Source organism: Micromonospora sp. DT62, from assembly GCF_049847285.1.
Classification (GTDB): domain Bacteria; phylum Actinomycetota; class Actinomycetes; order Mycobacteriales; family Micromonosporaceae; genus Micromonospora; species Micromonospora reichwaldensis.
The window spans coordinates 42,806-65,628 of record NZ_JBNCOB010000034.1 but is presented as its reverse complement, the minus strand read 5'-3'; the positions used below and the strand labels follow the sequence as shown (position 1 = coordinate 65,628).

At 73.3% G+C, this 22,823-nt stretch carries 21 protein-coding genes; 6 read left to right on the top strand and 15 right to left on the bottom strand.

Annotation, left to right across the window (positions count from 1 at the left end; translation table 11 throughout):
* Nucleotides 1-70: 70 nt before the first annotated feature.
* The 8 genes from ACPXCB_RS29345 to rapZ all read right to left on the bottom strand — a co-directional run bounded on the left by ACPXCB_RS29345 (nt 71) and on the right by rapZ (nt 7,259).
* Complete coding sequence (locus ACPXCB_RS29345; RefSeq protein WP_151453346.1) at nt 71-409, bottom strand: RNA polymerase-binding protein RbpA; 339 nt, start codon at nt 407-409, stop codon at nt 71-73.
* A 131-nt stretch (nt 410-540) separates the two neighbouring features.
* Nucleotides 541-804, bottom strand: a complete 264-nt coding sequence (gene secG / locus ACPXCB_RS29340; RefSeq protein WP_088999360.1) for a preprotein translocase subunit SecG — start codon at nt 802-804, stop codon at nt 541-543.
* A gap of 95 nt (nt 805-899) precedes the next feature.
* Nucleotides 900-1,691, bottom strand: coding sequence for a triose-phosphate isomerase (gene tpiA / locus ACPXCB_RS29335; RefSeq protein WP_151453345.1), 792 nt, complete (start codon nt 1,689-1,691; stop codon nt 900-902).
* Nucleotides 1,691-2,890 (bottom strand): phosphoglycerate kinase, encoded by a 1,200-nt coding sequence (locus tag ACPXCB_RS29330; RefSeq protein WP_425879164.1) that lies wholly within the window; start codon nt 2,888-2,890, stop codon nt 1,691-1,693. Before ACPXCB_RS29330 ends, tpiA begins: the two co-directional genes overlap by 1 nt.
* 35 nt (nt 2,891-2,925) lie before the next feature.
* On the bottom strand, nt 2,926-3,930 hold the full coding sequence (gene gap, locus ACPXCB_RS29325) for a type I glyceraldehyde-3-phosphate dehydrogenase (RefSeq protein WP_151453343.1): 1,005 nt from the start codon (nt 3,928-3,930) through the stop codon (nt 2,926-2,928).
* A 264-nt stretch (nt 3,931-4,194) separates the two neighbouring features.
* On the bottom strand, nt 4,195-5,175 hold the full coding sequence (gene whiA, locus ACPXCB_RS29320) for a DNA-binding protein WhiA (protein ID WP_088999356.1): 981 nt from the start codon (nt 5,173-5,175) through the stop codon (nt 4,195-4,197).
* A gap of 54 nt (nt 5,176-5,229) precedes the next feature.
* Nucleotides 5,230-6,375, bottom strand: coding sequence for a gluconeogenesis factor YvcK family protein (locus tag ACPXCB_RS29315; RefSeq protein ID WP_425879162.1), 1,146 nt, complete (start codon nt 6,373-6,375; stop codon nt 5,230-5,232).
* Nucleotides 6,372-7,259 (bottom strand): RNase adapter RapZ, encoded by an 888-nt coding sequence (gene rapZ, locus ACPXCB_RS29310; RefSeq protein ID WP_425879167.1) that lies wholly within the window; start codon nt 7,257-7,259, stop codon nt 6,372-6,374. Before rapZ ends, ACPXCB_RS29315 begins: the two co-directional genes overlap by 4 nt.
* Nucleotides 7,260-7,546: 287 nt before the next feature.
* On the opposite strand from rapZ, the gene ACPXCB_RS29305 reads away from it, so the two are divergent.
* Nucleotides 7,547-7,891, top strand: coding sequence for a hypothetical protein (locus tag ACPXCB_RS29305; RefSeq protein ID WP_425879161.1), 345 nt, complete (start codon nt 7,547-7,549; stop codon nt 7,889-7,891).
* 111 nt (nt 7,892-8,002) lie between these two features.
* Nucleotides 8,003-9,841 (top strand): DNA helicase RecQ, encoded by a 1,839-nt coding sequence (recQ, locus tag ACPXCB_RS29300; RefSeq protein ID WP_425879159.1) that lies wholly within the window; start codon nt 8,003-8,005, stop codon nt 9,839-9,841.
* Between the two features lie 39 nt (nt 9,842-9,880).
* Here recQ and uvrC read toward each other — a convergent pair whose 3' ends face one another.
* Nucleotides 9,881-11,959, bottom strand: a complete 2,079-nt coding sequence (gene uvrC / locus ACPXCB_RS29295) for an excinuclease ABC subunit UvrC (RefSeq protein ID WP_425879158.1) — start codon at nt 11,957-11,959, stop codon at nt 9,881-9,883.
* Nucleotides 11,960-12,117: 158 nt separating this feature from the next.
* Here uvrC and ACPXCB_RS29290 point away from each other — a divergent pair, with 158 nt between their 5' ends.
* A complete protein-coding gene (locus ACPXCB_RS29290; protein WP_425879157.1) occupies nt 12,118-13,434 on the top strand; it encodes an MFS transporter in 1,317 nt (438 codons plus the stop codon).
* Between the two features lie 45 nt (nt 13,435-13,479).
* On the opposite strand, the gene ACPXCB_RS29285 is transcribed toward ACPXCB_RS29290, so the two are convergent.
* The 3 genes from ACPXCB_RS29285 to rsgA form a co-directional block, all read right to left on the bottom strand.
* Nucleotides 13,480-13,962 carry a Rieske (2Fe-2S) protein gene (locus tag ACPXCB_RS29285; protein ID WP_151456977.1) on the bottom strand — a complete coding sequence of 161 codons (483 nt, stop codon included), beginning with the start codon at nt 13,960-13,962 and terminating at the stop codon, nt 13,480-13,482.
* Nucleotides 13,963-14,185: 223 nt separating this feature from the next.
* A complete protein-coding gene (gene uvrA / locus ACPXCB_RS29280; RefSeq protein WP_425879155.1) occupies nt 14,186-17,128 on the bottom strand; it encodes an excinuclease ABC subunit UvrA in 2,943 nt (980 codons plus the stop codon).
* 288 nt (nt 17,129-17,416) lie between these two features.
* Entirely contained in the window at nt 17,417-18,469 is a 1,053-nt protein-coding gene (gene rsgA, locus ACPXCB_RS29275; protein WP_421451811.1) for a ribosome small subunit-dependent GTPase A, read from the bottom strand.
* Between the two features lie 169 nt (nt 18,470-18,638).
* On the opposite strand from rsgA, the gene ACPXCB_RS29270 reads away from it, so the two are divergent.
* Nucleotides 18,639-19,355: a maleylpyruvate isomerase family mycothiol-dependent enzyme gene (locus ACPXCB_RS29270; protein ID WP_425879153.1), complete on the top strand. Its 717-nt coding sequence runs from the start codon at nt 18,639-18,641 to the stop codon at nt 19,353-19,355.
* 8 nt (nt 19,356-19,363) lie between these two features.
* Nucleotides 19,364-20,017, top strand: coding sequence for an MBL fold metallo-hydrolase (locus tag ACPXCB_RS29265; RefSeq protein WP_327029063.1), 654 nt, complete (start codon nt 19,364-19,366; stop codon nt 20,015-20,017).
* Between the two features lie 105 nt (nt 20,018-20,122).
* On the opposite strand, the gene ACPXCB_RS29260 is transcribed toward ACPXCB_RS29265, so the two are convergent.
* Entirely contained in the window at nt 20,123-20,734 is a 612-nt protein-coding gene (locus ACPXCB_RS29260) for a DedA family protein (protein WP_425879152.1), read from the bottom strand.
* A gap of 96 nt (nt 20,735-20,830) precedes the next feature.
* On the bottom strand, nt 20,831-21,514 hold the full coding sequence (locus tag ACPXCB_RS29255; RefSeq protein WP_425879150.1) for a class I SAM-dependent methyltransferase: 684 nt from the start codon (nt 21,512-21,514) through the stop codon (nt 20,831-20,833).
* Nucleotides 21,515-21,677: 163 nt separating this feature from the next.
* Between ACPXCB_RS29255 and ACPXCB_RS29250 the strand changes: the two genes are divergently transcribed.
* The gene (locus tag ACPXCB_RS29250) at nt 21,678-21,881 is read left to right on the top strand and encodes a cold-shock protein (protein WP_088961229.1); all 204 of its coding nucleotides are present in this window, start codon (nt 21,678-21,680) and stop codon (nt 21,879-21,881) included.
* A gap of 51 nt (nt 21,882-21,932) precedes the next feature.
* Here the strand turns inward: ACPXCB_RS29250 and ACPXCB_RS29245 are convergent, their stop codons facing one another.
* Nucleotides 21,933-22,787 (bottom strand): MFS transporter, encoded by an 855-nt coding sequence (locus tag ACPXCB_RS29245; protein ID WP_425879148.1) that lies wholly within the window; start codon nt 22,785-22,787, stop codon nt 21,933-21,935.
* Nucleotides 22,788-22,823 lie beyond the last annotated feature (36 nt).

Sequence of the window (22,823 nt, the reverse complement as noted above, 5' to 3'; positions counted from 1 at the left end):
ATCTCGAACACCGACACGCGAAGATCCTCACTCAACAGCTCAAGCCCTGGCACCGACTTCGACACAGGCCCTAGCCGGCGGGACGGCCCCGGCGGCGGCGCAGGGCGGCGAGGGCCTCGGCCAGGATGGCCTCGCCCTCCTCGGCGGTGCGCCGCTCCTTCACGTACGCCAGGTGGGTCTTGTAGGGCTCGGGCCGGACGCGGCCCGGCGGGTTCTGCGCGTCCTGGCCGGCGGGGAGGCCGCAACGCGGGCAGTCCCACACCTCCGGCACCTCGACCTCGGCGGCGAGCCGGATCGCGGTGTGGTGGTCGTTGCGGCACCAGTAGGTGACCGTCCGGCACGGGGCCGGCTGGTGGCGTTCGGGCGCGGATCCGACCCGGGTGCCCGGGATGACGTTGCCGATGGGCACGGCTGCTCGCTCCTGTCGTCGGAGGGGAACCGCCGCGGAGGGGGCGGCGGGCGACGCGGTGCAGCGGGTGGAACGGACTGCGCGCGGCCCGTCGACGACGGACCGCGCGCAGATTGTACGACTTGGCGGGCTCAGACCGTGCCGCTGGCCATCTGGAGGCGGAGCCAGAGCCCCAGCCCGACGATGCAGGCGAACCAGACGATGCCCACCAGGACGGTGTAGCGGTCGAGGTTCTTCTCCGCCACCGAGGAGCCGGCGAGGCTGGAGCTGACGCCACCGCCGAACATGCTCGACAACCCGCCGCCCTTACCGCGGTGCAGCAGGATCAGCATGGTCAACAGAACGCTCGTGATGACCAGCAACACGATCAACGTGTATGCGAACCAGATCGGCATGGCTGGGGTCAGTCCTCTCGTTACGATCCTCGCCCGGGCAGATCGGGCACGGTGGCACCGACCGACGGACGGGCGGAGTCAAGGATAGCGAGCGATCAGCGGGAGATGTGCTCCGGGAACCGGCAGATCTTCGCGAACTCCTCGGCGTCCAGGCTCGCGCCGCCCACGAGCGCCCCGTCGACGTCCGGCTGAGCCATGATCGCCGCGACGTTCGACGACTTGACCGACCCGCCGTAGAGGACGCGGACCTTGTCGGCGGTGTCCTGGCCGAAGGACTCGGCCAGGCGCTGGCGGACCGCGCCGCACACCTCCTGGGCGTCCTCGGGGGTGGCCGTCTTGCCCGTGCCGATCGCCCAGACCGGCTCGTACGCCACCACGACCTTCTCCACCTGCTCGGCGGTGAGCCCCTTCAGGGCGCCGTCGAGCTGCTCGCTGCAGTGCGCCACGTGGGTGCCCTGCTCGCGGACGTCCAGCCCCTCCCCCACGCAGAGGATCGGGGTGAGCCCGTGGGTCAGCGCCGCCTGCACCTTGGCGTTGACGAGCGCGTCGTCCTCGTGGTGGTAGGCCCGCCGCTCGGAGTGCCCGATCGCCACGTAGGTGCAGCCCAGCTTCGCCAGCATCGGGCCGGAGATCTCCCCGGTGTAGGCCCCCGACGCGTACGGCGAGAGGTCCTGCGCGCCGTAGCCGATGAGCAGCTTGTCGCCGTCGACGGCGGTCTGCACCGTACGCAGGTCGGTGAACGGCGGCAGGACCACCGTCTCGACGTCGGTGAGCTGCTTCTCGGTGAGGCTGGCCGCCAGCTTCTGCACCAGCAGGTTGGCCTCGAGGTGGTTGCAGTTCATCTTCCAGTTGCCGGCCATCAGGGGCCGGCGGGTGACGCTCGCCATCAGTTCTCCAGGGCCGCGATGCCGGGGAGGGTCTTGCCCTCCAGGTATTCCAGGGAGGCGCCACCGCCGGTGGAGATGTGCCCGAAGGACGACTCGTCCAGCCCGAGCGCCCGCACCGCGGCGGCGGAGTCGCCGCCACCGACGACGGTGAACGCCTCGCTCTTCGCGATGGTCTCGGCGATCCCGCGGGTGCCGTGGGCGAACGCCGGCATCTCGAACACGCCCATGGGGCCGTTCCAGAAGATCGTCCGCGCGCCCTTGAGGGCGGCGGCGAAGCCGGCGACCGTCTCCGGCCCGATGTCGAGCCCGACCCGCTTGCTGGGGATGCCGTCGGCCGGCACGGTGTCGTGCGCGGCGTCCGGGGCGAACGCGTCCGCGGCCACCACGTCGACCGGGAGCATGATCTTGCCCTCGGAGCGCTCCAGCAGGCTGCGGCAGGTCTCGACCATCTCCTCCTCCAGCAGCGAGGAGCCCACCTCGTGGCCCTGCGCCTTGAGGAAGGTGAAGCACATCCCGCCGCCGATGAGCAGCCGGTCGACCGACGGCAGCAGCGCCTCGATCACCGCCAGCTTGTCGGAGACCTTCGAACCGCCGAGCACCACGACGTACGGGCGCTCCGGCTCGCCGGTCAGCCGGGACAGGACCTCCACCTCGCGCAGCACCAGCCGGCCCGCGACGTGCGGCAGCCGGGCCGGCACGTCGTGGACGCTGGCGTGCTTGCGGTGCACCGCGCCGAACGCGTCGTCGACGTACGCGTCGCCGAAGGCGGCGAGCTCATCGGCGAAGGCGCCCCGCTCGGTGTCGTCCTTGCTGGTCTCGCCCTTGTTGAAACGCAGGTTCTCCAGCAGCGCGACCTCGCCGTCGGCGAGCGCGTCCACGGTGGAGCGGGCGGACTCGCCGACGGTGTCGGTGGCGAAGTGCACCCGCGCGCCGAGCAGCTCCCCGAGCCGCCCGGCGACCGGACGCAGGCTGAACTGCGGGTCCGGCGCGCCCTTCGGGCGGCCCAGGTGCGAGCAGACGACCACCTTGGCGCCGGCTCCCGTGAGGGCGCTCAGCGTCGGCAGCACGGCGCGGATCCGGCCGTCGTCGGTGATGTCACCGGACTGCTTGTCGAGCGGGACGTTCAGGTCGGCGCGCACCAGCACGCGCCGACCCGACACCCCCTCGGCGAGCAGGTCGTCGAGGGTACGGATGCTCACTTAGGCCAGGCCTCCGTTCGTGACCGTCGGCTGCCTCACAGGGACTGGCCGACCAGCTTGACCAGGTCGACCAGGCGGTTCGAGTAGCCCCACTCGTTGTCGTACCAGCCGACGACCTTGACCTGGTTGCCGACGACCTTGGTCAGCGGCGCGTCGAAGATGCACGACGCCGGGTCGGTGACGATGTCCGAGGAGACGATCGGGTCCTCGTTGTAGACCAGGATGCCCTTGAGCGGGCCCTCGGCGGCGGCCTTCAGCGCCGCGTTGACCTCGTCCACCGTGGTCTCCCGGGCGACGTCGACGGTGAGGTCGGTGGCCGAGCCGGTCGGGATCGGCACGCGCAGCGCGTAGCCGTCCAGCTTGCCCTTCAGCTCCGGCAGCACCAGGCCGATCGCCTTCGCCGCGCCGGTCGAGGTCGGCACGATGTTCAGGGCGGCGGCGCGGGCCCGACGCAGGTCGGAGTGCGGCGCGTCCTGGAGGTTCTGGTCCTGGGTGTACGCGTGGATCGTCGTCATCAGGCCGTGCTGGATGCCGAACGTGTCGTGCAGGACCTTCGCCATCGGCGCGAGGCAGTTGGTGGTGCAGGAGGCGTTCGAGATGATGGTGTGCTTGGCCGGGTCGTACTGGTCGTGGTTGACGCCCATGACGACCGTGACGTCCTCGTTCTTCGCCGGGGCGGAGATGATGACCTTCTTGGCCCCGCCGTCGACGTGCGCCTTCGCCTTGGTGGCGTCGGTGAAGAAGCCGGTGGACTCGATGACCACGTCCACGCCGGCGTCGCCCCACGGCAGCTTCGACGGGTCCTTCTCGGCGTACGCCTTGATGGTCTTGCCGCCCACGGTGATCTCGTCGGCGGTGGCCTTCACCTCGTGCGGCAGGCGACCCAGGATGCTGTCGTACTTGAGCAGGTGGGCGAGCGTCGCGTTGTCGGTCAGGTCGTTGACCGCCACGACCTCGATGTCAGCGCCGGACGCCAGCACTGCCCGGAAGAAGTTGCGGCCGATCCGGCCGAAGCCGTTGATGCCAACCCGGATGGTCACAGGTCCCATCTCCTTGCGTTCTGGTCCGCCGGCGTAAGACCCGGGCCGGCGGAGGTGTGTGCGCCGACCGTTGGAGCCGGCCGTTGACGGTTCATCTCGGCCACCCCGCCGCGGTCTCGAAGGACCTGACCGCCCGAGGCGGTGTGCACGGCGAGGAGTGCCTGTGCCGGCCCCCTTGCCGTACGCAGCGACCTTATCCGAGCGTGCGGCGCAGTGCAGCGCCGGGTGGTGACCCCACCGGCACCGCCGACCCGCACCGTCCTATCAGACCACGAGCATGTCGGGCGTGACTGCTGCTTCCGTATCCGGGATGCCCAGGTCCCGGGCCCGCTTGTCGGCCAGCGCCAACAGCCGGCGGATGCGGCCTGCGATCGCGTCCTTGGTCAGCGGCGGATCGGCCAGCGCGCCCAGCTCCTCCAACGAGGCCTGTCGGTGCTCCAGGCGCAGCCGGCCGGCGGAGGTGAGGTGGTTGGGCGCGTCCTCGGCGAGGATCTCCAGCGCCCGGGTCACCCGGGCGGCGGCGGCGACCGCGGCCCGCGCCGAGCGGCGCAGGTTGGCGTCGTCGAAGTTGGCCAGCCGGTTCGCCGTGGCCCGCACCTCGCGGCGCACCCGCCGCTCCTCCCAGGCCAGCACGCTGGAGTGGGCGCCGATGCGGGTGAGCAGCGCGGCGATCGCGTCGCCGTCCTTGACCACCACCCGGTCCACGCCGCGCACCTCGCGGTTCTTGGCGGTGATGCCGATCCGGCGGGCCGCGCCCACCAGGGCCAGCGCGGACTCCGGGCCCGGGCAGGTGATCTCCAGCGCGCTGGAGCGGCCCGGCTCGGTCAGCGAGCCGTGCGCCATGAACGCGCCGCGCCAGGCCGACACCGCGCAGCAGACGTTCGCGGCGACGACGTGCGGCGGCAGTCCCCGCACCGGGCGTCCCCGCACGTCGAGCAGCCCGGTCTGCCGTGCGAGGGCCTCACCGTCCTTGACCACCCGCACGATGAAGTGGCTGCCCTTGCGCAGGCCACCGGACGCGAGCACGTGGATCTCACTCGGATAGCCGTAGACCTCCGCGATCTCCCGTCGCAGCCGCCGGGCCACCGCCCCCGTGTCGAGCTCGGCCTCCACCACGACCCGACCGGAGACGATGTGCAGCCCGCCGGCGAAGCGCAGCAGCGCCGCCATCTCCGCCCGCCGGCAGCAGGGCTTGGGCACGTCGACCCGACTCAGCTCGTCCTTGACCGCAGCCGTCATCGCCATTGTGCGTCCCCTCACGGACCTGTTCCGGCGTGTCGCCGGAGATTACGTACGTGTCTAACGATCGGCGCCCAGGACAGGCACCAGTGCGGCGCCCAGGGCGGCCGGATCATGACGGGGAGTGCCGTCGGTGACCGCGACGGGAGCGAGGACCAGGCGGGCACCCAGCGATTCTGCCGCACGTTCGACCGGTTCGGGATCACCCGCCGCCTTGGAATCGGCGACCACACGGTCGACCCTCAGCTCCGGCAGGTACGAGCGCAGCGCGGCCAGATGGTCGGCCTGGGAGAGCCCGGAGGTCTCCTTCTCGGCGGCGAGGTTCAGCGTGACGAGCCGCCGCGCCGGGCTGGCGACGATCGCGGCGGCGAGCTGCGGCACCAGCAGGTGCGGCAGCACGCTCGTGTACCAGCTGCCCGGCCCGAAGATCAGCCAGTCGGCCGCGCCGATCGCGGCGACCGCCTGCGGGCAGGCCTCCGGCGCGGCCGGGGTGAGCCGCAACGACTCCACCCGGCCCGTGGTCACCGCGACCTGGTGCTGGCCCGTGATCGTGCACACCTCGTCCGGCCGGCGCGGGTCGGCACCGCGTACCCGCGCCTCGATCCCCACCGGCTCGCACGACATCGGCAGCACCCGGCCGACCGCGCCGAGCATCGCGCCGGCGTGCTCCAGGGCGGCCACCGGGTCGCCGAGCAGCTCCATCAGCCCGCAGAGCACCAGGTTGCCCACCGCGTGCCCGGTCAGCCCGCCGGCCTCGGCACCCGCCCGCCCGGCCGCACCGGCACGTCCTCCGGCGATCCCGCCGGCCGCCCCTCCGGCGCCCCCGGCCGGCCCCGGGCCGGAAGGGGTCCGCCCGGTACCGGAGACCCGACGGCGCCCCGCCGGTCCGCCCCTGACGGCAGCCGGGCCGCCGACGGGAGCCGGGCCGCCGACGGGCGGCACCTCGGCGTAGCGGTGTTGGAAGAGCTTGGCACTGCGCCGGGTCGCCGGATGGTCCCCGGCCAGCGCGACCAGCGCCTGCCGCAGGTCGCCCGGAGGCAGGCCGCCCCGCTCGGCCCGCAGCCGGCCGCTGGAGCCGCCGTCGTCGCCGACGGTGACCACCGCCGTGATGTCGAGGTCCAGCTCGGGGGCGCAGCGGCGCAGGGCGCGTAGCGAGGCGGACAGGCCGTGCCCGCCGCCGAAGGCGACCACACGCGTCGCCGTCACTCGCGCCCCAGGTCGCGGTGCTGCGCGTTGGCGGCCAGACCGGAGTGGCGCAGCCGGGCGGCCAGCTCCTCGGCGATGGCCACGCTGCGGTGCTTGCCGCCGGTGCAGCCGACCGCCACCGTCAGGTAGCGCTTGCCCTCCCGCTCGAAGCCGACGGTGGTCGCGTTGACCAGGTCGGCGTACGACCCGACGAAGGCGTCCGCGCCCTCCTGCCCCAGCACGTACGAGCTGACCGCCTCCTCCCGGCCGGTGTGCTCGCGCAGTTCCGGCACCCAGTACGGGTTGGGCAGGAAGCGGGCGTCGAGCACGAAGTCGGCGTCCGGCGGCAGGCCGTACTTGAAGCCGAAGGAGAGCACGGTGACCCGCAGCCGGCGGGCGTCCTCGCCGCCGAAGAGCTCCTCGACGCGGCGGCGCAGCTGGTTGACGTTCAGGTGGCTGGTGTCGATGATCACGTCGGCCTGGTCGCGGGCCTCCTCCAGCAGGCCGCGCTCGACCGCGATGCCGTCGGCGAGCCGCCCGTCGCCCTGCAACGGGTGCGAGCGCCGGACGCTCTCGAACCGCCGGATCAGCACCTCGTCGTCGGCGTCGACGAAGACCACCCGGGGCGAGAAGCCGCGCTCCTTCAGCTCCCGGATCGCCCCCGCCAAATCGGTGGAGAAGGCGCGCGAGCGCACGTCCAGCACCATCGCCGTACGCCGGGCCGCCCCGCCCGCCTTGAACGCCAGCTCGGCCATGTCGAGCATGAGCGCCTGCGGCAGGTTGTCCACCACGTAGAACCCGACGTTCTCCAACGCCCTGGCCACCGTGCTGCGGCCGCCGCCGGAGAGCCCGGTGACCACCACCAGGGTGGTGTCCGACTCCGCCGGTGCCTGCTGCCCGGTCACCGTCGCGCCCCGTTCCTCGGCCGTACCCGCCTCGCTCACCCACTACCCCCAAGCCGCCGCGGCCGGCACCCCCGGCCGCGCATGGTCAATCAGCGACTCTATCCCGCACCACCCGCGCGTTGCCGGCACGTCCCTGGCCGCCGCCATGGTGGCGTCCGCCCCGGCGGACGGTCGGACCTGGGCGCGAGGGTCGTGCTCCCGACAGGCGGACCCCTTGATAACGATCAGTGAACGTCCATGCGCTGCACGTGATCGCCGCAGGTGGCGACTGGTTTCTTGGAGGCGGGATGCACGATCTGGCGGAGAAGAACAAATACGTCGGCTTCCTGTTCATGAGGATCAACCCGGAGTACTTCGCCCTGGGCCGGGATGGCATCCACGAGGTCTCCGCCGAGCACGCCCGCGACCTGGCGCGCTTCGCCAAGCAGCTCACCCTCGTGGTCTGCACCGGGGTCAACGGCCGCTACGACCAGGTGACCATGGTCGAGGCGGACACCCTGGAGGAGATCAACGCGGCGGCCACGGCGTTCCGGATGGGCAACAAGGCCCGCTACATCGAGATCGTCGACATCGTGGTCGGGATGAAGGCCCCGCCGCGCGGGCTGGCCAGGCGTTCCGCCCAGGCCGACTGAGCGACCCGGAGGGCCGCCGGAGCGCGACGCTCCGGTCCGGCGGTCCTCCCTGATCCGCGACCCGCCCGCTCGGGTCCGCCGGCTGTCGGGGGAGGTTCGTAGAATCCCCGGATGGCTTCCCCCACCGACCTGCGCTCCGCCGACGCCCTGGAGGTGCTGCGCCGGGTCTTCGGCTACGACGCCTTCCGCGGCTTCCAGCAGGAGGTGATCGACCACGTGGTGGCCGGCGGCGACGCGCTGGTGCTGATGCCCACCGGCGGCGGCAAGTCGCTGTGCTACCAGATCCCCGCGCTGGTCCGCGACGGCGTGGCGGTGGTGGTCTCCCCGCTGATCGCGCTCATGCAGGACCAGGTCGACGCGCTGACGGCGGTCGGTGTGCGGGCCGGCTTCCTCAACTCGACCCAGGATCTCGACGCCCGCCGCGTGGTGGAGCGGGCGTTCGTCGGCGGCGAACTGGACCTGCTCTACCTCGCCCCGGAGGCGTTGGGCACCCGCGGGGTGCAGCAGCTGCTCGACCGGGGCAGGATCGCCCTGTTCGCCATCGACGAGGCGCACTGCGTGTCGCAGTGGGGGCACGACTTCCGCCCCGACTACCTCGCCCTGTCGATGCTGCACGAGCGCTGGCCCGACGTGCCCCGCATCGCGCTCACCGCCACCGCGACCAGCGCGACCCGCGACGAGATCGCGACCCGGCTCAAGCTCACCGACGCCCGGCACTTCGTGGCGAGCTTCGACCGGCCCAACATCCAGTACCGGATCGTGCCCAAGCGCGAGCCGCGCAAGCAGCTGCTCAGCCTGCTGCGCGACGAGCACCCTGGCGACGCGGGCATCGTCTACTGCCTGTCGCGCGCCTCGGTGGAGAAGACCGCGGAGTTCCTCACCGCCAACGGCGTCGCCGCGCTGCCCTACCACGCCGGCCTGGACGCGGCGACCCGCGCGCGCAACCAGCAGCGGTTCCTGCGCGAGGACGGCCTGGTGATGGTGGCGACCATCGCGTTCGGCATGGGCATCGACAAGCCCGACGTCCGCTTCGTCGCCCACCTGGACCTGCCCAAGTCGGTCGAGGGCTACTACCAGGAGACCGGTCGCGCCGGGCGTGACGGGCTGCCGTCGACCGCCTGGCTGGCGTACGGGCTCCAGGACGTGGTGCAGCAGCGCAAGATGATCGAGACCTCCGACGGGGACCTCGCCCACCGGCGCAACCTCGCCGCCCACCTCGACGCGATGCTCGCCCTCTGCGAGACGGTCCGCTGCCGGCGGGGCCAGCTGCTCGACTACTTCGGCGAGAAGGCGACCGCCGCCTGCGGCAACTGCGACACCTGCCTCAGCCCGCCGGAGTCCTGGGACGGCACCGTCGCGGCCCAGAAGCTGCTCTCCACGATCTTCCGGCTCGACCGGGAACGCAACCAGCGCTTCGGTGCGGGGCACTGCGTCGACATCCTGCTCGGCCGCACCACCGACAAGGTCACCCAGTACGGCCACGACTCCCTGACCGTCTTCGGCATCGGCGGCGAGCTGCGCGAGGCCGAGTGGCGCGGCGTGGTGCGGCAACTGCTGGCCGAGGGGCTGCTGGCCGTCGAGGGCGACTACGGCACGCTGGCCCTCACGGAGGCCAGCGCGGAGGTGCTGGGCCGCCGCCGCACGGTGATGATGCGCCGCGAGCCGGAGAAGGTCGCCTCGTCCCGGTCGGCGAAGCCACGCGGGGCGGCCACCGTCGTCGCCGAGTTGTCCCCGACCGCCGCCGGAGTCTTCGAGCGGCTGCGCGCCTGGCGGGGGGCCACCGCCAAGGAGCAGGGCGTCCCGGCGTACGTGATCTTCCACGACGCCACGCTGCGGCAGATCGCCACCGACGCGCCCACCTCGCTGGCCGAGCTGTCCGCGGTCAGCGGCGTCGGCGAGAACAAGCTCGCGAAGTACGGCGAGCAGATCCTGGCCGTCCTGGCCGAGTAGCCGGCGGCCGGCCGAACGCGCACCGCCCGGTCGATGCGGTCAGTCCGCCGCCGGGGCCTTCGCCTCGCCGCCCAGCGCGGCGAGGATCGCCTCGGCGGTGCGCCGGCCCACGCCGGGCACCTCGGTGATCTCCTCCACGGTGGCGGCGGAGAGCCGCTTGAGCGAGCCGAAGTGCCGCAGCAGCGCCTTGCGCCGCACCTCTCCGAGGCCGGGCACCCGGTCGAGCGCCGACTCGGTCATCCGCTTGGAGCGCCGCTGGCGGTGGAAGGTGATGGCGAAGCGGTGCGCCTCGTCGCGCACCCGTTGCAGCAGGTAGAGCCCCTCCGAGGTGCGCGGCAGGATGACCGGGAACTCGTCGTCGGGCAGCCACACCTCCTCCAGCCGCTTGGCCAGGCCGCACAGCGCCACGTCGTCGACGCCCAGCTCCGCGAGGGCCTGGGCCGCCGCCGCGACCTGCGGCGCGCCGCCGTCGACCACCACCAGCTGCGGCGGATACGCGAACCGGCGCGGCCGGCCGGTGGTCGGGTCGACCAGGACGCCGACGGTGCGCTCGTCGGACCCGCCGGGCTCGTGGAGACCGCCGGGCTCGTGGAGACCGCCGGGCTCGTGGGGACCGCCGGGATCGCCGGGCGCGCCGGACTCGTGGGGCTCGCCGGGCGCGGGCTGCCCGGCCGGGGCGACCGGGTCGTCGGCCGGCTCGACGCCCGCCTCGCCGGTCTCGGCGCGGGCGTCGAGGTAGCGCGCGAAGCGGCGGCGCAGCACCTCGGACATGGCGGAGAGGTCGTCGGTGGCGCCCCGGATGATGAAGCGCCGGTATTCGCTCTTGCGGGGCAGCCCGTCCTCGAAGACGACCATGCTCGCCACCACGTCGGTGCCCTGCATCTGGGAGATGTCGAAACACTCGATGCGCAGCGGCGAGGTGCGCATGTCGAGCGCCTCGGTGATCTCGTCGAGCGCCTTGCTGCGGGTGGTCAGGTCGCCGGCCCGGCGCAGCTTGTGCCGGGCCAGGGCGTCCTTGGCGTTGCGCTCGACCGTCTCCAGCAGCGACCGCTTGTCACCACGCTGCGGCACTCGCAGGCTCACGCGGCTGCCCCGGTGACCGGAGAGCCAGTCGGCCAGCGCGTCGGCGTCGGCGGGCAGCGCCGGCACGAGCAGCTCGCGCGGCACGTCGGCCTCGCCCTCTTCGCCACCGTAGACCTGGGTGCAGAAGTGGTGCACCAGATCGCCCGTGCTCAGCTCCTCGGTCTTCTCCACCACCCAGCCGCGCTGGCCACGGACCCGGCCGTCGCGCACGTGGAAGACCTGGACGGCCGCTTCGAGGGGGTCGTCGGCGAACGCCACCACGTCGGCGTCGGTGCCGTCGCCGAGCACGACGGTCTGCTTCTCCATCGCCCGGCGCAGCGCGGCCACGTCGTCGCGCAACCGGGCCGCCCGCTCGAACTCCAACTGCTCGCTGGCCTCGGTCATCTCCCGTTCGAGCCGGCGCACCATCGTGTCGGTGCGGCCGCCCATGAAGTCGCAGAAACCGTCGACGATCTCCCGGTGCCGCTCGGGGGTGACGCTGCCGACGCAGGGGGCCGAGCACTTGCCGATGTAACCCAGCAGGCAGGGGCGGCCCACCTGGCCGGCGCGCTTGAACACCCCCGCCGAGCAGGTGCGCGCCGGGAAGACCCGCAGCAGCAGGTCGAGCGTCTCGCGGATCGCCCAGGCGTGCGAGTAGGGCCCGAAGTAGCGCACGCCCTTGCGCTTGGCGCCCCGCATCACCTGCAACCGGGGGAACTCCTCGTCGAGGGTGACCGCGAGGTAGGGGTAGGACTTGTCGTCGCGGTAGCGGACGTTGAAACGCGGGTCGTACTGCTTGATCCAGGTGTATTCGAGCTGGAGCGCCTCGACCTCGGTGCCGACGGTGACCCAGTCCACCGACTCGGCGGTGGTGACCATCTGCTGGGTGCGCTGGTGCAGGCCCCACAGGTCGGCGAAGTAGGAGTTGAGCCGGCTGCGCAGGTTCTTCGCCTTGCCGACGTAGATCACCCGGCCGGTGCCGTCGCGGAACCGGTAGACCCCCGGTGACTCCGGGATGGTGCCGGGCGCGGGACGGTAGGTCGAGGGGTCAGCCACGGCAGCAAGCCTAGTCCGCGCCCCCGACAGCTCCCCGGACGCCGAGTCCCCGCCCCCGCCCTCCCGCCGGCCCCGGCAACCCGAAACTCCGGTGCCGCCGGAGACGCTCCCCGCTAACATCCGCCCCTGGTCGACCGACACGGGGGGAGCACGGGGGCATGGGCGCGAACCCCGCGGGACGCAGCCGAGGGGGTGCCGTCCTCGTGGCGGCGCTCACCGTCGACTCGGTCGGCAACGGGCTCTTCCTGCCCCTGTCGCTGGTGTACTTCCTGCGGCTCACCGACGTGCCCCTGGCGCTGCTCGGGGTGCTGCTCAGCGCGGCGACCGTGCTCACCCTGCCGGTGCCGCTGTGGGCGGGATCGCTGGCGGACCGGCTCGGGGCGCTGCCGGTGGTCGTCGCCTCCCAGCTGCTCCAGGCCGCCGGCTACCTGGCGTACGCCTGGGTGCAGGGGCCGGTCGGCGTCTTCGTGGCGGCGGCGCTGGTCGCCGTCGGCGTGCGGTTCTTCTGGTCCGCCGTCTTCACGGCGGTCGCCGACTACGCCGACGGCAGCCCGGGCGGCTGGGCCCGGGACACCTGGTACGCGATCAGCAACGGCGCCCGTACCGCCGGCCTGGCGGTGGGGGGCCTGACCACGGGCGTGGTGGTGGCCGACGGGCGGGCCGGCACCTATCGCGCGGTGGCCTACGCGGCGGCGGCCTGCTTCGCCCTCGCCGCGGTGCTCATCGCCGCCCGGGTGCGGATCCCGCCGGCCACGGACCGCCCGGCGGGATCCGGGCGGGGCGGGTACGCCACGCTGCTGCGGGACCGTCCGTTCCTCGCCCTCATCGGCCTGAACACCGTCTTCGCGCTGAGCACCATGATGCTCGGCCTGGCCCTGCCCACGATGATGCTCACGGACCTGCGGGGCCCCGCCTGGCTGACCTCCGCCGTCCTGGCCGGCAACGCGTTCCTCGTCGCCCTGCTGTCGGCGCCCGTCGGCGCCCGCCTGCCGCGCCACCGCCGCACCCGTGCGGTCGCGCTGGCCGCCGCCCTCTGGACGCTCTGGGGCCTCGCCATGGCGACCCTCGGCCCGGGGCGCCTCGGCGTGGTGGCCGCGCTGCTGGTCGCGGCGACGCTGCTGTTCACCGTCGCGGAACTGGTGCACGCGCCGGCGTCCGCCGCGCTGGCCGCGGCCGCCGCTCCGATCGCCGCCCGGGGCCGCTACCTGGCGGCCTTCCAGTACTCCTTCGCCCTCGCCTCGATGGTCGCGCCGGCCCTCTTCGGCACCCTGTACGAGGTCGACACCGCCGCGCCCTGGCTGGTGCTGGCGCTGCTCAACGCCGTGGGCGTCGCCGGCATCCTGTTGCTGGAGCGGAGCCTGCCGCCGTCCGCCCTGCGCGAGCCGCCGCCGACGGTCGAGCGGCCGTCGGCGGTCAAGCGGCCGTCGGCGGTCAAGCGGCCGTCAGCGGTCGACGCGAACGCCGCCGCGGACTGAGCGGGGCCGGCGGCCCGGTCCGGGTCGCCGACCGCACCCGACGGGTCAGGCCAGCGAGATCTGGTCGCCGGTGACCTTGACGTTCTTCGGCGGCAGCGGTTTGGTGGCCGGGCCGCCCTTCACCGAGCCGTCCTCGATGGAGAACTTGCTGAAGTGGCAGGTGCAGTTGATCGTGCCGCCGTCGACGTTCGTCACCGGGCAGCCCTGGTGGGTGCAGATCGAGTCGAACCCCTTGAACTCGCCCTCGCGCGGCTGGGTGATCACCACGCCCTGGGCGGGATAGACGGTGCCGCCGCCGACCGGGATGTCAGCCGTACGGGCCAGCGACTGCGCGCCCTGGCGGTCGCCGCCGCCGGCGTCACCGGTGCTCGGCACCGCCGGGCCGCCGCTGGTCGGGGCCGCCCCGTCGCCGGAGTCGTCGCTGCCGCAGGCGGCCAGGACCACCGCCGCGCCGACCGCGCCCGCGCCCGTGAGGAGGGCGCGTCGCGTCCGCGTAGCCGGCCCGGTCAGCCCCTGATCGTCACTCATGCCTCGCCCTTCTCTCGGCTGCCGCCGCCTGGTCATGATCCGCGGCCACACTCGGGTACACGGATCACTCTGCCCGACGGTTCACCTGATCGGCGACCGAGGGGCCACCCGGGGTGGGCCGTGGGCCCGCCCGGACGGCCCCGTCGGCGATCCGCCCCGTGCCGGCGGCCGGACGGCGTGGCCGGGGCGACTGCCCGGGCCGCACGACCCGGGGAGCGTGTCGTCAGCGCGCCCCGGCCGGCGCCTTGCGGGGGCGGGAGGACTTGGTGCCGTTGGCCTTGGCCGCCCGGGAGGTGGCCGCCGCCGCGCCCTTCGCGTCGCCGTCGAGCCTGAGCACCTGCCGCAGGAAGTGGCCGGTGTGGCTGTCGGGCACCTCGGCGACCTCCTCGGGCGTGCCGGTGGCGAGCACCGTGCCGCCCCGGTGACCGCCCTCGGGGCCCATGTCGATCAGCCAGTCGGCCGTCTTGATCACGTCGAGGTTGTGCTCGATGGTGATCACCGTGTTGCCCTTGTCGACCAGTCCTTCGAGCACCATCAGCAGCTTGCGGATGTCCTCGAAGTGCAAGCCGGTGGTCGGCTCGTCGAGGACGTAGACCGTCCGCCCGGTCGAGCGCTTCTGCAACTCGGAGGCGAGCTTGACCCGCTGCGCCTCGCCGCCGGAGAGCGTGGGCGCGGGCTGGCCGAGCCGGACGTAGCCGAGGCCGACGTCGACCAGGGTCTTGAGGTGCCGGTGGATGGCCGGGATGGCGGAGAAGAACTCGGCCGCCTCCTCGATCGGCATCTCCAGCACGTCGGAGACGGTCTTGCCCTTGTAGTGCACCTCCAGGGTCTCCCGGTTGTAGCGGGCGCCCTTGCAGACCTCGCACGGGACGTACACGTCGGGCAGGAAGTTCATCTCGATCTTGATCGTGCCGTCGCCGGAGCACGCCTCGCAGCGGCCGCCCTTGACGTTGAACGAGAACCGGCCGGGGCCGTAGCCCCGGACCTTGGCCTCGGTGGTCTCGGCGAAGAGCTTGCGGACGTGGTCCCAGACCCCGGTGTAGGTGGCCGGGTTGGACCGCGGGGTGCGGCCGATCGGCGACTGGTCGACGCCGACCACCTTGTCGACGTGCTCCAGCCCGGAGACCCGGGTGTGCCGGCCGGGGACCAGCCGGGCGCCGTTGATCTGGTTGGCCAGCACCGTGTAGAGGATGTCGTTGACCAGCGTCGACTTGCCGGAGCCGCTGACCCCGGTGACGGCGATGAGCTGGCCGAGCGGGAACGACACGGTCAGGTTGCGCAGGTTGTGCTCGCGCGCGCCGTGCACCACCAGTTCCCGGTCCGGGGTCTGCGCGCGGCGCCCCTGCGGCGTCGGGATCGACCGGCGGCCCGACAGGTAGGCCCCGGTCACCGACTCCGGGTTCTCCAGCAACGCCGGCACGGAGCCGCTGTGCACGATCTGGCCGCCGTGCTCGCCCGCGCCAGGGCCGATGTCGACGATCCAGTCGGCGGTGCGGATCGTGTCCTCGTCGTGCTCGACGACGATCAGCGTGTTGCCCAGGCCGCGCAGCCGGATCAGGGTCTCGATCAGCCGGTGGTTGTCCCGCTGGTGCAGCCCGATCGACGGCTCGTCGAGGACGTAGAGCACCCCGACCAGGCCGGAGCCGATCTGGGTGGCCAGCCGGATACGCTGCGCCTCGCCGCCGGAGAGGGTGCCGGCCGGGCGGTCCAGGGACAGGTAGTCGAGGCCGACGTCGAGCAGGAACTTCAGCCGGGCGTTGATCTCCTTGAGCACCCGCTCGGCGATCAACTTCTGCCGGTCGGTCAGCTCGATGCCGGCGAGCAGGTCGGCGGCCTCGCCGACGGAGAGGTTGCAGACCTCGGCGATGCTCCTGCCGGCCAGGGTGACCGCGAGCACCTCGGGCTTGAGCCGGGCGCCCCCGCAGGCCGCGCAGGGCACGTCGCGCATGTAGCCCTCGTACTTCTCGCGCGACCACTCCGACTCGGTGTCGGTGTGCCGGCGCTCGATCCACTGCACCACGCCCTCGAAGCCGGTGTAGTAGGAGCGCTCACGGCCGAACTTGTTGCGGTAGCGCACGTGCACCTGGTCGTCGGAGCCGTGCAGGATCGTCTTCTGCGCCCGCGACGGCAGTGCCCGCCAGGGCGTGTCGACGTCGAAGTGCTCGGCCGCGCCGAGGGCCTCCAGCAGGCGCAGGAAGTATTCCAGGTTGTGCCCGGTCGACCAGGGCTGGATCGCGCCCTCGCGCAGGGAACGCTCCGGGTCGGGGACGAGCAGCTCGGGGTCGACCTCCTTCTTGGTGCCCAGGCCGGTGCACTCGGGGCACGCGCCGTAGGGCGCGTTGAAGGAGAAGACCCGGGGCTCCAGGTCCTCGATCGCGAGCGGGTGGTCGTTGGGGCAGGCCAGGTGCTCGGAGTAGCGCCGCTCGCGGTCCGGATCGTCCTCGGGCAGGTCGACGAAGTCGAGCAGGACGAGGCCGTTGGACAGGCCCAGGGCGGCCTCGACCGAGTCGGTCAGCCGCTGCTTGGCGCTCGGCTTGACGGTGAGGCGGTCGATCACCACCTCGATGGTGTGCTTCTCCTGCTTCTTCAGCTTCGGCGGCTCGGTCAGCGGATGCACGACGCCGTCGACCCGGGCCCGGGCGTAGCCCTTGGCCTGGAGCTCGGCGAAGAGGTCGACGTACTCGCCCTTGCGGCCGCGCACCACCGGCGAGAGCACCATGAACTTGGTGCCCTCGGTCATCGCGAGGACCCGGTCGACGATCTGCTGCGGGGTCTGCCGGGAGATCCGCTCGCCGCAGACCGGGCAGTGCGGCTCGCCGATGCGGGCGAAGAGCAGCCGCAGGTAGTCGTAGACCTCGGTGATGGTGCCCACCGTCGAGCGCGGGTTGCGCGAGGTGGACTTCTGGTCGATGGACACCGCCGGGCTCAGGCCCTCGATGAAGTCGACGTCCGGCTTGTCCATCTGGCCGAGGAACTGCCGCGCGTACGACGACAGCGACTCGACGTAGCGGCGCTGCCCCTCGGCGAAGATCGTGTCGAAGGCCAGGCTCGACTTGCCCGACCCGGAGAGCCCCGTGAACACGATCAGGGCGTCCCGGGGCAGGTCGAGACTGACGTCACGCAGGTTGTGCTCGCGCGCGCCACGGATGATCAGTCGGTCGGCCACTGTCCGTGTACTCCCGGGTGAAGAAGATGAGGAGGAATTGTCCGCTCCACGGCTGGTCTGAGCGGTTGTCTTGAGTGGTTGTGGGCGCGCAGAAAGGCGCCTCGGCAACTCTAGCCCCGAGGTACGACAACTTCCCTCGCCGGCACATTCCCCCAGCTCAGCCCGGTCCGCCGCGCCCGGGGAAGCGGGTCGCAGCGGGCGAGTAAGCGGGTCGCAGCGGGCGAAGAAGCCGGCCCTGAAGAAACGGGCGGGACCGGTCGTCGACCGGTCCCACCCGTGCTACCTCCGTCAGGGACGGGCCGCCCGCCGCCGGCCCGCGCGCCAGCCGCCACGCCGCTGCGCGGCCAGCCGGACCTCCCGCCGCCGGCTCTCGAAGGCCAGCTCCCGCTGGAGCTTGCGCCAGCTCTCCCAGCGCCGCGCCGGCAGCTCGCCGGTCTCCAGCGCCTCGCGCACCGCGCAGGCCGGCTCCCCGTCGTGCCCGCAGTCGGCGTACCGGCAGCCGGTGGCCAGCTCGGCGATGTCCGCGAACGCCCGGTCCAGCCCCGCCGAGCCGTCGAGCAGGCCGACCGCCCGTACCCCCGGGGTGTCCAGCACGGCGCCGCCGCCGGGCACCGGGAGCAGCGCCCGCCAGGTGGTGGTGTGCCGGCCCTTGCCGTCGACGCGCCGGATCGCCTGCGTCGGCATCAGCGCCGCCCCGGCCAGCGCGTTGACCAGGCTCGACTTGCCCGCGCCGGACGGGCCGAGCAGGCCGAGCGTGCGGCCGGGCGCCACCTCGGCGCGCAGCGGGTCGAGGCCGGTGCCGCGCTCGGCGCTGACGGCCAGCACCGGCACCCCGGGGGCGATCCCGGCGAGCTGGCGCGCGACGGCCTCCGGGTCGGCCGCCAGGTCGGCCTTGGTGAGCACGACCAGCGGCCGGGCGCCGGACTCGTGCGCCAGGGAGAGCAGCCGTTCGATCCGGCCGACGTCCGGCTCGGGGTGTACGGGCTCCACCACGGCGGCGGCGTCGAGGTTGGCGGCCAGCACCTGGCCGCTGGCGTCCTTGCCGGCGGTCCGCCGGACGAGGGCGGTGCGCCTCGGCAGCACCGCCTCCACGGTGACGTTGCGGTCGGGCCAGGTGCCCAGCAGCACCCAGTCCCCCGCGCAGGGCAGACGGGTCAGGTCGCGGGCGGCGGCGGCCAGGACCGCCCCGCCCAGGGTGGCGCGGACCGGGCCGTCCGCGCAGAGCACGGTGCAGACGCCGCGGTCCACCCGGGCCACCCGGCCCGGTCGGTGCCCGCCGCGTCGCGGTACGTGTGCCGCCCGCTCGGCATCCCAGCCGAGGGCGGTCAGGTCGATGGTCATGGCATCCTCATCGGTGTCGGAGCGGTTGACGCACGCGTGCTGCTGCCGGCATGGTCACCACCTCCCCGCCGTCCGGTGCCGCGTTCCACGCCGACGGTAGGACGCGCCGCGACGCGCCGAAAGCGATTTCCCCGGCGACGCGCGGTTCCCCGGCGGATAGGGTCGGTGGGTGACCACGGATCCGCTTCTGCTGACGGGCGAGGTGGACGCGGCAACGGACCGTCTGCTGCGGTCCGCGGCCGCCCTCGACGACACCGGCCTCGCCGCCGCCTCGCTGCTGCCGGCCTGGAGCCGGGGGCACGTCCTGGCCCATCTGGCCCGCAACGCCGACGGCTTCGTCAACCTGCTGACCGCGGCCCGCACCGGCGAGCCGATCCCGATGTACGCCTCCGCGGCGGCCCGCGACGCCGACATCGAGGCCGGCGCCGCCCGCCCGCCCGCCGCCCACCTGGACGACCTGCGCCGCTCGGCCGTCCGGTTCGCCGAGGCGGTCGCCGCGATGCCGGTCGAGGCGTGGGCGGCCACCGTCCAGACGCGGCGCGGCCCCTGGCCGGCGGCCATGCTGGTCTGGGGCCGGCTGCGCGAGATCGAGGTGCACCACGTGGATCTCGACGCCGGCTACCGGCCGGCCGACTGGCCCGAGGCGTTCGGCCACCGGCTGCTGCACGAGGTGGTAGGCGACCTCGCCGACCGCGCCGACGTGCCGCCGATGGTGCTGCGCTTCGATGGCAGCCGGCACGAACTGGTCGTCGGCGACCGGACCGCCGCGCCCACGGTCGCCGGTGCCGCCCCCGAACTCGCCGCCTGGCTGATCGGCCGCAGCCCGGGCACCGTGCTGACCGTCACCCCCGACGGCCCCCTGCCGCAACCACCGGAATGGATATAGACGACCTCATGACCTACAGCGGAGACGTCACGCCCGGCGGCGCGCCGGCCGTACGCGAGCTCGACCGGCTCACCATCACGAAGGTGTCGGTGGGCCCGATGGACAACAACGCCTACCTGCTGCGCTGCCGGGCCACCGGCGAGCAGGTGCTTATCGACGCCGCCAACGAGGCGCCCCGGCTGCTCGAACTGGTCGGCGACGCGGGGCTGGCCACGGTGGTCACCACCCACCAGCACATGGACCACTGGGTGGCGCTGGAGGAGGTGGTCGCCAAGACCGGCGCCCGCCCCCTGGTGCACGCCGACGACGCGGCCGGGCTGCCGATCGAGGCCGGGACGCTCGCCGACGGCGACAGCGTGCCGGTGGGCGAGTGCGCGCTGGAGGTGATCCACGTCAAGGGCCACACCCCCGGCTCGATCGCGCTGCTCTACCGCGACCCGGCGGGGTCGCCGCACCTGTTCACCGGCGACAGCCTCTTCCCGGGCGGGGTCGGCAACACCGACAAGGATCCGGAGCGGTTCTCCGCGCTCATCGACGACGTCGAGCACAAGCTCTTCGACCGGCTGCCCGACGAGACCTGGTTCTACCCGGGTCACGGCAAGGACAGCACGCTCGGCGCGGAACGCCCCGCGCTGCCCCAGTGGCGCGCCCGGGGCTGGTGAACCTCAGCGGGGCCGGGCGCGATCCGCGCCCGGCCCCGCTCCCCCCGTCGGTCCCCCCGCTCCCCCGTCGGTCCCCGGCTTCCGTGCTCCCTGTCGGGCGCCGGGTCAGGCCCCGGTGACCGCGCGCAGTCGGCGCCGCGTGCCCATCAGCACCGCCCCCGCCAGCAGCAGGCCGACCGCCATGGTGACCAGCATCGGGCTGGACTCCCCCGGCAGCAGCCCGGCGAGCGACCGCGAGGCGGTGCCCAGCACCAGGTAGAGCCCGGCCCAGGCCGCCGCGCCGAGCGTCGCGCAGCCGAGGAAGCGCGGGTACGACATCCGCAGCCCGCCCGCCGCCAGCGGCAGCAGTGCGTTGAACACCGGCAGGAAGGGCGCGACCAGCACCATCCGGCCGCCCCCGCGCTGGAGCATCCCCTCCGCCGCCGCCCAGCGTGCCTCGCCGATCCAGTCGCCGAGGCGGCTGTGCCGCAGGCGGTCGCCGTACCGACGGCCGGCGAGGAAGCTCAGCGACCAGCCGGCGAGGCAGCCGGCCACCACGACGGCGAAGGTGGCGGCCCCGGTGGTCGGGCCGCCGACCCCCGTCGCGGCCAGGATCGCCACGTCGCCGGGGACCAACACCCCGAGCAGCGGTACGGCGTCGAAGAGCATCACCACCCCGAGCACCCCCATGAGCAGGGTGGTGGGAAGCTCTCCGATCTGGGTCAGCCAATCCGCCATGCCCGTACGCTATGGCCGCCCGGCCACCGGGACATCGGGTCCGATCCCCCACCACCCCCTGGTATCGGGCTCGGGGTCGACCCTGAGAGCCCGGGGTCACCGGGGGCGCAGCACCTGCACCCGGCGCACGGTCGAGTCCACGGAGGGCTCGGTGGTCGGCACGGGGTAGCTCGCCACCGTCGCCAGCACGCCCGGCGGCAGGTGGCCCCGCCCGGGATCGCCCACCAGCACCTCGGCGCCGCCGGCGGCGGCCCGTCGCAGGAAGGGCAGCACCCGCGCCGCCATCGCCGCGTCGTAGAGGACGTCCCCGGCCAGCAGCAGGTCCACCCCGTCGAGATCGGAGTCGAGCAGATCGCCGCCGGTGGTCGCGACCGTCACGTCGTTGGCCCGGGCGTTGACGGTGACCGCCGCGACCGCGTAGGGGTCGATGTCGTTGGCGACCACCAGCTCGGCGCCGGCGAGCGCGGCCGCGATCGCCACCAGGCCGGACCCGGCGGCGAGATCGAGCACCCGACGGCCGGCCGCGAGGTCGGGGTGGTCGAGCAGGTGGCGCGCGAGGGCCTGGCCACCGGCCCAGACCGAGGCCCAGTACGGCGCGGGCAGGGCGTGCCCGGCCTGCGCCTCCATCCGGGCCCACCAGACGATGGCGTCCTCGGCCAGGTGCAGCCGGACCTCGGGGACGAACGGGATCCGCACCAGCCGGAGCCGGTCCAGCCCGCCCCCGGGAGCGTCGATCTCCCGCTCGATCTCGGTCAGCGCGTCGGCTGTGGCACCCTTCATCGGGGCAAGCATGCCCCAGTCGACCTCGCTCCGCCCGGCTTTCGCGTCGCCGCGCCGAGAGTTCGGCCAGCGGATCGGCGTTCGGCCGGTTATTCTCGGGGTGGCACCGGGCGATCATCGGTCGACGACCGAGGTTCACCCGCTTTGGAACAGGGAGAGATGCATGGCAACCGGCACGGTTAAGTGGTTCAACTCGGAAAAGGGCTTCGGCTTCATCGAGCAGGACGGCGGAGGGCCGGACGTGTTCGTCCACTACTCGGCCATCGCGTCGAGCGGTTACCGGGAGCTGAACGAGGGCCAGAAGGTCGAGTTCGAGGTGACCCAGGGTCAGAAGGGTCCGCAGGCGGACAACGTCCGTCCGCTGTAGATCCCGTGCCGGTGGCGGCGGCCGGCTGACGGCCGCCGCCGCAGCGCGTTTTCAGGGCCGCTTCGGCGCGACGGGCAGGTCCCGTCGCCGCCGTAGCGGCCCGATCAGCAGGATCGCCGGGGTGAGCGCGAGCCAGGCCGTCATCACCGCGATCGCGGTGCCGGCCCCGTGGGCCGCGCCGATCGCCCCGGCCAGCACGGCGGCCAGCGGGATCGTGCCGTAGTTGAGCATGTGCATGCTCACCGTGACGCGGCCCAGCAGTTGGTGCGGCGTGTAGGTCTGGCGGAAGCTGCCCTTGAGCACGTTGCCCACCGCCACCCCGAGGCTGACCAGCATCCCGCCGATCGCCGGCAGGGCGAGTCGACCGCCGGGTCCGGCGAGCGGGATCAGCAACGCCGGCGGCCCGGTGAACACCGCCGCCAGGAGCATGGCCCGGGCGGTGCCGAGCCGACGGCCGAGCAGGGTGGCCGACAGCGCGCCGACGATGCCGCCGAGACTCATCGCCGCGACCAGCGCGCCCACCGGGGCCGGCGCGAGTCGTGCCTCCCGGACCAGGAAGACCACCAGGACCGCCTGGTAGCCGACCAGGCCGACGTTGCTGGCGGCCCCGAAGGCGGTGAGCACCCGCAGGTACGGGTCCCGGGCGACGAACCGGATCCCCTCGCCGATCTCCCGCCGCAGCGACCGTGCGGGCCCGACGCGCTCGGGACGCCGCTCGACGGTGCGGATGCGCAGCAGGCAGGCGGCGGAGAACAGGAAGCTCAGCGCGTCGAGCAGCAGTGCCGTGACGGCGCCGGCGAGCTGTGCGACCACGCCGGCGAGACCGGGGCCGAGCACGTAGCTCGCGGTCTGGGTGGCCTGGAGCTTGGCGTTGCCCTCCGGCACCTGCTCGGGGCGCAGCAGCACGGGCAGGTAGACCTTGGTCGGCCGTCTCGAAGAAGA